We start from the raw sequence: 13017 nt of genomic DNA, 5'->3' as shown, positions 1-13017 counted from the left end.
CTCAAGGCCTTGAATTGCGCGCTGCTCAGTTGGGCAATGTCCCGCGTCTCCAACGCACGGATTTGTGCCGACTCTGTCCAGCTCATCAAATGGGCGGTGCTCAGGCCCGCAATTTGGTCGGTGCTCAGGCCTGCAATCACCGCGGTGCTCAGGTTTTTCACAAACCCGGTGCTCAACTTGGCAATCTCTGCGGTCTCCAAGGTCGCCAATTGGCCTGTGGTCAGGCCCGGCGCTTGTACCGAGTTCAAGGCCGCCAGCTGGCCTGTGCCCAAGGCCGCAAAGTCTTGCGTTTGCAAGGCCCGCAGTTGGTTGCTGCTCAGCGCCGCGATTTGACCCGTGGTCAGCGCCTTCACTTGGTCGCTGCCCAGCGCCACGATTTGCATGGTGGTCAAGGCTGCCACGTCTGCGGTGTCCAACGCCATGATTTGCGCGCTGCTCAACACCGCAATGTCGCTGGTCTCTAGCCATTGCACCTGTGCGCTGCTCAGGGATTTGATTTGCGCTGTGCTCAGCCCTTGCACCTGCGCTGTAGTCAGCGCACGGATGCCGGCGCTGTTCAAACCCGTGAGGGTGGCGGTGCCCAGCGCCGCTGCCGCTTCAGCACTCAGCGCGGCCATTTGTGCCGAGCTCAGGTAGCCCACCTGCGCGCTGCTCAAGGCCTTGAATTGCGCGCTGCTCAGTTGGGCAATGTCCCGCGTCTCCAACGCACGGATTTGTGCCGACTCTGTCCAAGCAGCCAATTGTCCAGTGCCCAGACTCGCAATTTGGTGGGTATCCAAGCCAGCGATAGCAGCGGTACTCCAAGTTTTGAAGAAAGCCGTGCTCAGCTTGGCAATTTCTGCAGTCTCCAAGGTCGTCAAATGGCCTGTGGTTAGGCCCGGTGCTTGCGCCGAACCCAACACAGCCAATTGCGCTGTGCCCAAGGCTGCAAAGTCTTGCGTTTGCAGCGCACGCAACTGATTGCTCGTCAGCATCGCCACTTGACGGGTAGTCAATGCTTTGGTCTGATCACTACTAAGAGCCACTATATGTGCCGTGGTCAGTGCAGGTATCTGCCCTGTCGTCAGGGCTTGAATCTGTGTAGTAGTGAACTCAGCGATGTGGCTGGAGCTCAGACTGGCGATTTGTTGTGGTGTAAGAACAGTGACAAAAGACATAACAGCCCCCTCGAAGAGCAAAAACTCTGCACAGTTCAGACTAACAGCAGGGCAGCCCCAGCGCAGAATGGGTAGAACAAGCGAACGCTCACTTTAGCATCAGAGACAGTATCGGCTGAATGTTGGCAAAATAAAGCCAAAAATTGCAACCACTTACGACACCCCGATAGCATCTATCCGGGCCACTATAACGACCTCGATAGGGGACTTACGCGGTAAGTACCCTGCAGTTACCCGTCCTTTTCAGCCCTTCACGGCAAAACCTGGTCTCAGGCCAGAGGGTGCTGGGCCAACGCGTTGGCAGGCTAATCAGCACAATTTCGGACAGGACTGAGGCTGTCAATTGACCGGTCAAGTCCCTGCTTTTCCAGCATTCTGTGCAGGGGGGGCACTCCCACAATTGACGGCATGAACGCTGTCACCACTCCCTCTCTGTTCCCGCGCTTGGCTGCCCCTGGCTGGCTGGGTGTGCTGATGTTGGCGTTGTGCACTGCACTGCCTGCCCACGCATTGCGCATCAAAGAAGTGGCTGCCGTGCAAGGCGTACGCAGCAACCAACTCACTGGTTATGGCTTGGTGGTGGGTTTGGATGGTACCGGCGACCAAACCACCCAAATGCCCTACACCACCCAAGCGATGCAGAACTACCTGCAACAAATGGGGATCAGTCTGCCAGCCAATGCGGCTGGACAACTGCAACTCAAAAATGTGGCCGCTGTGGTGGTTACCGCCCAACTGCCCGCCTTTGCCCAGCCAGGTCAAATGATCGACGTCAGTGTCTCGTCGATGGGCAATGCCAAGTCGCTCAAGGGCGGCACATTGATCGTGACGCCTTTGCGAGGTGCCGATGGTGAAATTTATGCACTGGCCCAAGGCAATCTGGTGATTGGTGGTGCAGGAGCCTCCCAAGGCGGCAGCAAAGTACAAATTAACCACCTGAGTGCTGGACGCATTCCGCAAGGGGCACAGGTAGAGCGCGCAGTACCCACCCCTTTGCACCAGGGCAATTCCATCACATTGGGATTGAACAGTTCAGACTTCCAAACAGCCCGCAAGGTGGCCCAAGCCATCAACAATCGGATGGGTACAGGCCGGGCCACCGCTTTGGATGGGCGCACCGTGCAAGTGCAAGCGCCTACCGACCCTGGCAGCCGAGTCAACTTTATTGCCGAACTGGAAGAACTGGCCATTGACAACGGCAGCCCAGCAGCCAAAGTCGTCATCAACGCGCGCACTGGCTCGGTCGTGCTCAACCAAGCCGTCACGCTGGGGCCCTGTGCCATTGCCCACGGCAACTTGTCTATCACCATCAGCTCTACACCGCAGGTCAGCCAGCCTAACCCGCTGTCGCAAGGCCAAACGGTAGTGACAGAAAAAACCGACATCCGGATCACCCAAGAGCCGGGCGCACTGATCCAAGTGCCGCCTTCGGCGCAATTGGCCGATGTGATCCGTTCTTTGAACCAACTGGGTGCCACCCCTCAAGACTTGCTGGCTATTTTGCAGGCGATCAAGGCCGCTGGTGCGCTCAATGCTGAATTGGAGGTTATCTGATCATGGCACTGGCACTCACCCCCTCCTCGTCGGGCACGTCCTTAGGCACCAATGCCCTGGCCGCTGATGCACGCTCGCTCAACCAGCTCAAGTACCAAGCTGGGCAAAACAGTGCTGAAGCCACCAAAGAAGCCGCCAAACAGTTTGAATCGCTGTTCATGCGTGAAATGATCAAGAGCATGCGCGAGGCCACGATGAAATCGGGCCTGCTCGAGAGCTCCCAAGCCGATCTGGGCACTGATCTGCTCGATCAGCAATTGTCGGTCAGCATGTCGGGGCTGCCTGGTGGCCTGTCCGAAGCCATCACACGCCAACTGTCCCAACAAATGGGGGGAGCCTCGGCCACGCTGGCTGTTCCCTCTACGCTCAGTTTAGCCCGCAGCAGCCAGACCACAGCCAATGTGCGCTCGGCCACCGCTACCAACAGCAATCCAGTAGCCAGCACTGGCCCGGCGCCCAAAGGGCGCGATGAATTTGTACAGTTCCATGAAACCGCTGCTGAACGGGTAGCCCAAGAAAGCGGCATTCCCGCCAGCTTTATGTTGGGCCAAGCAGGCCACGAAACGGGCTGGGGCAAAAGCGAAATTCGCGGCAGCGATGGCAGCAACTCCTACAACCTGTTTGGCATCAAGGCCGGTAAAGGCTGGACAGGCAAGGTGGCCGAAATCGTGACCACCGAATACGTTGATGGCGTGCCGCGCAAGGTGGTAGACAAATTTCGGGCCTATGACTCTTACGAGGAGTCTTTCCGTGATTACGCCCGCCTGATTAACAACAGCCCGCGCTACGAGCAAGCACGCACCCAAACTGGCTCTGCCGAAGCCTATGCCAGCGCCCTGCAAAAAGCAGGCTACGCCACCGATCCCGCCTATGCCCGCAAGCTCAGCGGCGCCATCCAAAGTGCCCTGCGCGCGCAACAGCGCGATCAGGCTTGAACCCCATTGAGGAGCTGAACCATGAGCCTCTTGAACGTTGGCGCCCGCGCCCTACAAGTCAACCAGACTGCCATCCAGACCACTGGCCACAACATTGCCAACGTCAACACGGCAGGTTACTCACGCCAGACCGTCACGCTGGGCACCATGCCCAGCCAGTACACCACCGATGGCTATATCGGCAAAGGGGTGGACGTTGAGGGCATCTTGCGCAACCACAGCGAATTGTTGACACGCCAAGCCAGCGCCGCCGCCTCGGTGCAAGCCGGTGATGCTGTGCGGCTGGATCGCATCAAGCAATTGCAAGATGTGTTTACTGGCGGCACTTCGGGCCTGGGCGCAGCCATCAACGACATGATGAATGCGCTCTCAGACGTAGCCAATGCACCCACTGATTTAACAGCACGGGGCGTGGTACTGACCCGCATGGACGAGACTGCTAAACGCATGCGCGATGCCTCCAGCCGCATCGACGAAATTTCTGCCACGGTGGAGTACCAAATCGAAGGCGGCATCAATGTGGTGAACAACTTGGCCCAAGACATGGCCGAGGTAAACCGTCAGATTGTTTTGGCCCGAGGCAAGGGCCAGCAGCCCAATGACCTGCTAGACCGACGCGACCAGCTCATCCGTGACATCAACCAATATGTGCAAACATCGCAGGTGGCCGCCGATGATGGCTCGATCACGCTGTTTGTCGCCAACAGCCAGCCCTTGGTCATGGGCGAGCGGGCTGGTAGCTTGTCTGTGGGCGATCCACAAGACTTCAATACCAATGGCGCTCAGAAAAAACTGCTGTTCACTCCGGCTGGTAGCACACAAAAAATTGAACTCAATGAAAACGTATTAGGTGGCGGAGAAGTGTCCGCGCTGATGCGTTTTCAAAACAGCGATTTGGCCGAAGGCCGCAATCTGCTAGGGCGCTTGGCCGTCTCTATCAGCGAAACCCTGAACCAGCAAAACCGCCAAGGTCTGACCTTGGATGGTGAGTTGGGCGACAACCTGTTCAGCCCTATCGAGCTAGACAATGCCATCTCTGGTCAACGCAACGCCGACCCCACTTTGACGATGGGCCTGGAAGTGGCCGACCCCAGCAAATTGCAAGCCTCCAGCTATGTGGTGCGCTTTATTGGTGGTGGTGGCACCGTCACCCGGCAGGCCGATGGCAAGGTGTTTAGTTTTGCCGACGCCACGGAGCTCAATACCCTGATGCTGGGCCAAGGTTTGCGCTTGACCGATAACGCCACCCCTGCTGCTGATTTTCCGGGGGCCAGTGACGGCGACCAGTTCCTGATCAACCCACTGCAAAACGCTGCCAGCCAAATGCAGGCAGCACAGTTCTCACCACGCAATTTGGCCGCTGCCAATGCGATCAATGCCGCAATGGGGCCCAGCAATGATGGCTCTTTGCAATTGGTGACGCTGCGCGCCACGGGCAATCCTGCCTTGGTGTTGCCACCCTCGCCTGTGCCACCCGCCACTGGCGAAGGCGTTACGCTGACCTTCAGCGCCGGCTCGCCCATGACCTTCACCCCCACGGGCAACACCAACCCCCCAATGGATTTGTCGACCGACCCGCCCACCGCACTGACAGCCCCGTTCACCTACACCCCTGGCCAGCCCATCAGCATTGACGGCTGGGAAATCACCCTCAATGGTGTGCCCAAAACCGGCGACACCGTGGTGGTGGGCAATGCCTCCGATCCGCAATATGGCGACTATTACCTGCGCGATTCTGGCAATGCCAAAGCCTTGATGAATTTGCGTGATGCCAAGATTTTTGATGGCGCCAGCCTGACCGACGGTTTTGCCGGCGCGATGGCCCAGATCGGCACTCGCACCCAAAGCGCCCAATTTGCCGCCGAGTTGTCCACCACCATTGCGGGCAATTTGGAGAACGAGCGCGCAGCGGTATCGGGCGTCAATTTGGACGAAGAAGCGGCCCGGCTGATTCAGTACCAGCAGGCTTACCAAGCCTCGGCCAAGATGATCCAAATCGCGCAAAACATCTTTGACAACCTGATTCAAACCGTAGGCCGCTAAGCCCGCACTGCACGGAGTCCGCCATGAGCACCTCTATCTACCGCGTCGGTACTGCCAACCAATACGACAGCGCCATGCGTAACATTACGCAACGCCACAGCGAGCTGACCGATCTGCAAGAAAACTTAACCTCGGGCAAACGGGTGGTCAAGCCCAGCGATGACCCAGTAGCCGCGGCCCAAGCCGAGCGAGCCCTGACGCGCATCAGCCGCATCCAAACCGAGCAACGCGCTTTAGATTTGCAACGCAACTCGATTGCCCAAGCCGAATCCACTTTGGGCCAAGCCGTCAGCTTGGGCCAAGAAATGCGCGAAATCTTGGTCAATGCGGGCAATGGCATTCACACGCCCAAAGACCGCCAAACCTTGGCGAACCAGCTGCAAAGCCTGCGTGACCAGATGTTTGAGTTGACCAGCCGTAAAGATGCCAATGGTCAGCCCTTGTTTGCCGCGTTGGGCAGTGGCTTGTCACCGCTGTTGGGGCCACAATCATCGGGCTTGGATTATGAGTTTGACGGCCTGCCCGGACAGGTGGCAGCCAACGGCACCAATATTCCAATTGCGCTGGATGGCGATGCTGCCTTTACTTTCAAATCAGCGCGTGATGGCGTCTACCACGCGGCCTTTCAGGCCAGCACCCTGACCGAATTGGCCCCCGGTGCCGCCACGGGCAGCACCCCCAGCGTGACGCCCAACCGCAAAATCGGCACCAGCACCATCGAGGTAGTGGATCGGGCACTGGTCACAGGTGACAGCTATGACATTACCTTCAGTGCGGTCGGGCCCGGTGCGACCGCTGGCACCTTAACAGCCACCTATACCGTGACCGACTCTGCCGGTGCAACCATCAACACCGTCACGCTGCCCGATTTTCCGGCAGATAAGCCCCTGAGTGTGGAGGTGTTGGACATTCCCGGTGTCAAATTCACCATCGACGCCACGCCCACCAAGGCTGTTGACGGAACTATCACCTTGGCCCCTGCCGATGGAGATACTTTTAGTTTGCAGCCCCAAAACAGCATTTTTGGCGTGATCGATACCGCGATTGCCGAATTGAAGGGTGCCACCGACAACAATGCCGCCATCCAGGCCAGCGCACAAGCCTTGGGCAACTTGGACAAGTCGATGGAACGCCTGCATATCGTGCGCGGCTATGCTGGTGAATTGCTCAACCGTGCCGACCGTATCATGGGAGACCAAGAAGACCGCTCGATCCAGCTAGAAGCCGATCGTTCGCGGGCCGAAGATTTGGACATGATCAGTGGCATCTCCAAATTTCAAGGCCTACAAACTGGCTACGAAGCGGCACTCAAATCTTATTCGATGGTGCAGAAGACCTCGCTGTTCAACTACATGGCCTAAAAGGTTGGATCGCTCATGGTGCAATCAGTCCTGGGCAGCCTAACGCTGGGATATCGCCCTCTTTGGGGCCGCGCCCGACGGCTGATGGGCGTGCAGCTCTATGTGCATGCCATTGATGAGAATGTGGCGCTGAATTTGCCGCACCTGCTGCGTACCCTGCGCGAAATCTGGTCGGAAAACTCGCCGCCAGTGTTGCTCTCTCCACAACAGCCATCGCTGCTGTTGGAGTTCTTGCGGCATGCCCATCCCGGTACGCCGTGGATAGAGGTGCAAGGGCGCTGGCTGCTCAACCCAGACATCTTGGCCCAAGTGCGCACAGCCCATGCACGCGGGCAACGACTGGTCTGGCGCGGCGATTTGAGCATGCTGCCACCGGCCGACGTGGCCCAATACTTCACCAGCAGTTTGCTCAGCCTGAGCCCCGAGGGGGCGTTGGCTGCCTTGCGCGCTGGCCCCGACAGTAGCCCGGTACTGGCAGGGCAGATGTATGAGGGCATTGCCAGCCGTTTGGTCATGCAGCACTGTCTAGACCAGCGCAATGCACTGGCCATGGCTGGCTGGCCTACCGAAGACGTGCTCTACAGCCTGCGCAACACCCATGCCAAACCAGCCCACGCCACGCTGGCTAAGCTGATGCGCGCGATTGATGCCGAACAATCGCTAGAGACTTTTGAAGACATTCTGAGCGAAGACCCGATTTTGGCCTACCGCTTCATGAACTACACCAACTCAGCGGCGCTGGGTCTGCGCACTGGCATTGACTCGTTGCGCCGGGGGCTGGTGATGATGGGCTATGGCTCTATTCAGCGTTGGTTGGGCAGCCAATTACCCCATGCCAGCACCGAACCCGACTTGCAGCCGGTGTACCAATCGATGGTGATGCGGGCACAACTGACCTCACGCCTGCTGGATGCCGGTGTCGAAAACGAATTGCGCCGCGAAGTCTACCTGTGCGGACTATTCTCACAGTTGGATCTACTGCTGCGCGAGCCAATGAGCAACATTCTCAATCGCATCCCGCTGTCAGAGCGCATTTACGATGCCATCGTGCAGCGTACTGGCCCTTATGCACCAAGTTTGCAGCTAGCCTCTTTGCTGGAGTCGGACAATGCGGTGGCTATCCGCCAATTGTGCGAAGACAATGAACTGCACCCTGAAGAAGTGAACCGCGCACTGTTGCGTATGCTCTCAGAGATAGAAGTGCCGCGCACCCGCAACTAAGTCGGTTGGCAGCGGCCCTCTCGCGGTTTAATCGTCGGCATACTGGTGAGCAATGCGGATGAATTGTTCGCGCTCTTGCAAAAACACATCAACAATGTCGGGATCAAAATGTTTACCCCGCCCCTGGCAGATGATGTCGGTAGCCTGCTCTGTGGTCAATGCAGGTTTGTAGACCCGGCGCGTGGTCAGGGCGTCAAACACATCGGCCAAGGCCATGATTCGTGCGGGCAACGGGATATCCGTGCCTTGTTTGCGCTCAGGGTAGCCTGTGCCATCCCAACGCTCATGGTGTGACTGGGCAATCTGGCGTGCCACATCCAAGAAAGCCAACGGCCGGGAGTCACTGCGGTAGCTGGAATGGTCGGCTGCCTGCACCTTGGTCATGGCCTGCGCAATGGCCTCGCTGCCAATGGTGGCATGGGTGCGCATGATGGCAAACTCTTCCTCGGTCAGGGTGCCAGGTTTGAGCAAAATCCGGTCGGGGATACCCACCTTGCCAATATCGTGCAAGGGGGCGGCCTTGACCACCCTCATCAGTTGCTCAGGCGGTAGCTGATCGGCATACTCTGGGTGTTGGGTCAGGGCACGGGCCAGCACCTCCACATAGCCTTGCGTGCGGTAAATATGGTTGCCCGTGTCGGTGTCACGCATTTCTGCCAACATCGCCAAAGCGGACAGACTGGCACTCTGGATGATCTCGTTGTCGTGCATGCGACGGGCGATTTCTGCTTCCAGAAACTTGTTTTGGTCGGCCAACAGGTGCTGGGCGCGGCGATTTTCCAGATGGGTGCGCACACGGGCCAACACCACCAACGGGCGAATGGGCTTGACGATATAGTCCACCGCCCCCAATTCCAAGCCCCGCTCTTCATCTTCGGCGCTGTCGCGGGCCGTGACAAAAATGACGGGAATATCTTTGGTGCTGGCATTGGCATGCAAGCGCGAGAGCACCGCATAACCATCCAAATCAGGCATCATCACATCCAGCAAGATCAGATCGGGGCGGGGCTCTGACACGGCAGCCCGCAACGCCCGCTCGCCACAGTCGGCCACCTTGACCCGGTAGTAAGGCTCTAGCAGATCGGCCAGAATGCTCAGGTTTTCGGGCTGGTCGTCCACCAGTAAGACAGTCTCATGGGGCAGGTGCATGGTATTGGCGTAACAGATGAAGGGCTTGGGCGTAATCAAAACGTTCGATAGCGGTAGCCAAAGGCTCCAACATTGTGGCTGACCACTGACTCGCCAACGCGGGCTGCAATTGACGAAATAGACGACGAGCCTCCAGATCGTCATTGCTCAACAAATGGTGCAAAGATTGCAAATCAGCGGCCAACGGTGCCAACAAAGATGGTGCCGAGGTGGCGCCCGCTGGAACTGGAGAGGCCACCACAGGTACGACCGCCGCCAGTGAAGGCGGCACAACCGCAGCCCGCAAGGCGCCCACCAAGGCAGGCAGATCGTGCAATAACGCTTGCATCGGCTGCTGGGCCTGCTCGGCATGGCCGCGCTCAGCGGCCATCTCCAGCGCCAGCGCCTGCTCGCGGATACCTTGGGCACCAATGTTGCCTGCCGCCCCCTTGAGTGCATGGGCCAATTGCCGCACTTGGGCAAAATCGCCCTGCGCCAGTAAAGCCTGCAAACGGGCAGCATCATCGGCGTGGCTGTCGGCAAACAGCCCCAAAATTCGACGGTAAGTAGGCAACTTGCCACACACCACCTTCAGACCTGCCGCTATATCGAGCTGGGCAATGCCGGCCAAACGGTCGTGCAAGCCCGCATCCATCAAGGCTGGCAATGCCGCCGAAGCCGCAGCAGGGCGGGCCAGAGAGGCATGGGCAGGACGCAGTAGCCAATGCTGCAACGTAGCAAACAACTTGTCCGGATCCACGGGCTTGCTCAGGTGGTCGTTCATGCCAGCGGCCATGCAGGCTTCGCGGTCTTCTGCAAAGGCATTGGCTGTCATGGCCAAAATCGGCACCTTGGCCCGGTCAGGCATTTTGCGGATAGCAGCCGTAGCGGCCAGACCATCCATTCGGGGCATTTGCACATCCATCAGAATCAGATCGTAGGCATGCTCACGGGCCAGATCGACGGCGATCTGGCCATCATCGGCCACGTCTACCCGCAGGCCCACGCTGCGCAACAACTCCAGCGCCACTTCCTGATTCACCAGATTGTCTTCGGCCAGCAGGATGTAGTAGCCCTGCAAGTTGGGCTGGTGCAAGCTGGGGCTGACAGACGCGCTGGCAACTGTGTGCTGCACCGCCTCCCCAGTCACCAATCCAACAATGGTGTCAAGCAGGTTCGATGGTGTCACGGGTTTGGGCAAGGCGGCCGCAATGCCCGCCTCTTTGAATACCGACTCTGAACATTCGCGGCCATAGGCCGTGACCAAAATGACACCCGGACGGGGCTGGGGGTAACGGGCCTGAATTTCTTTAGCCAAGGCGATGCCATCCATACCCGGCATCTTCCAATCCAACAGCACCAAATCGAATGGACGACCATTGCTGGTGGCTTGGGCCATCATCTGCAATGCCTGAGCCCCCGATTCAGCCAAGGTGGTGCGGCAACGCAGTGTATGCAGCATATCGGCCAAGGTTTCGCGGGCCTCCTCCAAATCGTCCACCACCAACACTTCCAGTTCACGCTCCAAGGTGCGGGGGGGGCTGTGCTCCAACGCCGTAGCGTCACCTGTGCGCAAAGACAGTTCGAGCCAGAAGGTGCTGCCCAGTCCCAAGGTGCTGTCTACCCCCACCTGCCCCCCCATCAGCACCGCCAACCGATGGCTGATGGCCAGCCCCAACCCCGTGCCACCAAATTTGCGGGTGATGGATGGATCGGCCTGTTCAAAGGGCTGGAACAAACGCCCCTGCTGCTCAGCACTCAAACCAATGCCGGTATCGCTGATCTCAAAACGGATTCGCACCGCATCGGACTCTGATGGCAACGACCGGGCCCGCAGAGTAATGGCACCCGACTCGGTAAACTTAACTGCATTGGTCGCAAAGTTGAGCAGCACTTGCGACAGGCGCATGCGATCGCCACGCACCATGCGGGGCAAGGCTGGATCAATGCGGCTAATGACCTCCACGCCTTTGGCTTCGGCCTTGTCGCAAATCAGGCTATGCAGGCTGTGAAAAACCCCTTCCAGCGGAAAATCGGCCACTTCCAGCGTCAACTTGCCCGCTTCGATTTTAGAAAAATCCAGAATGTCGTTGATGATGCTGAGCAGGTGCTGGGCCGCATCGGTGATTTTGTCCAAGCGTTCAAATTGCTGAGGCAACACAGCATCGCGGCGCATCAGGTGGGTCAGGCCCAGAATGGCATTCATGGGCGTGCGGATCTCGTGGCTCATATTGGCCAAAAAAGCACTTTTGGCCGCATTGGCCTGATCTGCCTCGACTTTGGCCTGCTGTAGCTCCTCCATCATGTGCTCTTGGGCAGTGACATCCTGCACCGTGCCCACAATGCGCTCCACCTGCCCATCCTCTCGCTGCACGCTTTCGCCACGTACCTGAACAAAAATACAGCGGTCTCCATTGAGCACCCGCACTTTGAGCATGAAAGGCTGTGCGTGCAGGCGCGCATTGTCCAGCGCCTGCACAAAAGCGGCCCTGTCTTGCGGATGCAAGGTTTGCAGCACTTCGTGGAGGGTTTGTTGCCCCGACTCGGCAATGCCAAAACTGCGAAACACCACCCCACTCCACTCCCACACACCATCGCCCAACGTCCAAGACCAACGCCCCAAATTGGCGATGGTCTGTGCCTCTATCAAACTGGCCTCGCGTTGCTTGATTTCACGAAACAACAGGTTGACCGGATCGCGCAGCCCCGTCACCACCACCGCCCGGTAAATCAGGGCGAAGGCGGCAATCTTGCAGATATGGCCGATCTGGTTGAAGGCATCACTCATGGCGTCGGAGACGTAGAGTGTGAAACACAGCTCGGTGGCAATCATCAACACCAAAGACCACTGCAAGCAGTGGTACACCCGGCTGTCAAACAGGTGCCGACGCAAATACAGCAGGTAGACACTGCCCAGCAGCAAGGCACAGATCACATATTCACTGACCACCTTGAAGGGGGTCAGCCCCTTGCCCGCTTCAAAGCAGACTGGAAAAATCTTGAAATACAGGATAGACGCCACCAGCAATGTGGTGATGAGGGTAAAAACGGCCAATGTCAGGGGGATGTGAACCTGGCGCCGCGTCCCCAGAAAACCAAAGGCCACCAGCATGCTGATGGACTCCATATAGCGGGCAGCAATCCAAAACTGGGGGGCGTAGTAGTCGTAGTCCGTGAAAATGGGCATGCCCTTGTACGCCAAGGTATGCAGAAAATCGATCAGCCCCACAAACAGGTAAGACAGTCCGATGAACAGGATGTACTGGTTGCGGATGGAGGCTGCGCAGTTGATGGCAATGATGAACAGCGTGACCGCAATGAAGATACTGAAAAACTCAGCCACACTGTGAAACAACAGATAGCTGTAATGGCTGCTCAGGTGAACGCCAAATACCAGCACGGCAAACATCGCCACACTCAGTGCCGATGTATTGAAATGGGCGGGAAAGAAAGCCAAAAAACGCTGAGGCAGGGTTCTGTGGTCTGCCGGGGTGGCAGTAGCCATCGGTGCAGAAAGCGACATGAAAAGGCCTTTAGAGAGATTCAACGCCCATCGGTTGTATCCAGAGCAGAAACAGAAACATCCCCCAATTTAGCAGCACCAGACCCAGAGGATGC

At 58.0% G+C, this 13017-nt stretch carries 7 protein-coding genes and 1 pseudogene; 5 read left to right on the top strand and 3 right to left on the bottom strand.

Going from position 1 to position 13017, the window contains the following annotated elements; genetic code table 11:
* Positions 1 to 1157: pseudogene (locus ACFO6X_RS00295) on the bottom strand (heme utilization protein); the annotation flags it as partial.
* Between the two features lie 474 nt (positions 1158 to 1631).
* Here ACFO6X_RS00295 and ACFO6X_RS00290 point away from each other — a divergent pair.
* Genes ACFO6X_RS00290 through ACFO6X_RS00270 form a run of 5 tightly spaced genes read left to right on the top strand, consistent with a single transcriptional unit; the run spans position 1632 to position 8271 of the window.
* Complete coding sequence (locus tag ACFO6X_RS00290; protein WP_382429763.1) at positions 1632 to 2711, top strand: flagellar basal body P-ring protein FlgI; 1080 nt, start codon at positions 1632 to 1634, stop codon at positions 2709 to 2711.
* Between the two features lie 2 nt (positions 2712 to 2713).
* Positions 2714 to 3646 (top strand): flagellar assembly peptidoglycan hydrolase FlgJ, encoded by a 933-nt coding sequence (flgJ, locus tag ACFO6X_RS00285; protein WP_382428897.1) that lies wholly within the window; start codon positions 2714 to 2716, stop codon positions 3644 to 3646.
* A 21-nt stretch (positions 3647 to 3667) separates the two neighbouring features.
* On the top strand, positions 3668 to 5689 hold the full coding sequence (gene flgK / locus ACFO6X_RS00280; protein WP_382428895.1) for a flagellar hook-associated protein FlgK: 2022 nt from the start codon (positions 3668 to 3670) through the stop codon (positions 5687 to 5689).
* A gap of 23 nt (positions 5690 to 5712) precedes the next feature.
* Complete coding sequence (gene flgL / locus ACFO6X_RS00275) at positions 5713 to 7050, top strand: flagellar hook-associated protein FlgL (protein WP_382428893.1); 1338 nt, start codon at positions 5713 to 5715, stop codon at positions 7048 to 7050.
* A 15-nt stretch (positions 7051 to 7065) separates the two neighbouring features.
* Positions 7066 to 8271 carry an HDOD domain-containing protein gene (locus ACFO6X_RS00270; RefSeq protein WP_382428891.1) on the top strand — a complete coding sequence of 402 codons (1206 nt, stop codon included), beginning with the start codon at positions 7066 to 7068 and terminating at the stop codon, positions 8269 to 8271.
* 27 nt (positions 8272 to 8298) lie between these two features.
* Here ACFO6X_RS00270 and ACFO6X_RS00265 read toward each other — a convergent pair whose 3' ends face one another.
* Together ACFO6X_RS00265 and ACFO6X_RS00260 are read right to left on the bottom strand one after the other, a co-directional pair.
* Positions 8299 to 9420 carry a response regulator gene (locus ACFO6X_RS00265; RefSeq protein ID WP_382428889.1) on the bottom strand — a complete coding sequence of 374 codons (1122 nt, stop codon included), beginning with the start codon at positions 9418 to 9420 and terminating at the stop codon, positions 8299 to 8301.
* Complete coding sequence (locus ACFO6X_RS00260) at positions 9404 to 12922, bottom strand: MASE3 domain-containing protein (protein ID WP_382428887.1); 3519 nt, start codon at positions 12920 to 12922, stop codon at positions 9404 to 9406. Before ACFO6X_RS00260 ends, ACFO6X_RS00265 begins: the two co-directional genes overlap by 17 nt.
* Positions 12923 to 13017 lie beyond the last annotated feature (95 nt).

Source organism: Giesbergeria sinuosa (genome assembly GCF_042652905.1).
In the GTDB taxonomy this organism is placed as follows: Bacteria; Pseudomonadota; Gammaproteobacteria; order Burkholderiales; family Burkholderiaceae_C; genus Simplicispira; species Simplicispira sinuosa.
Note: the sequence above shows the minus strand (reverse complement) of the source record. Positions and strands in the feature narration are given on the sequence as shown.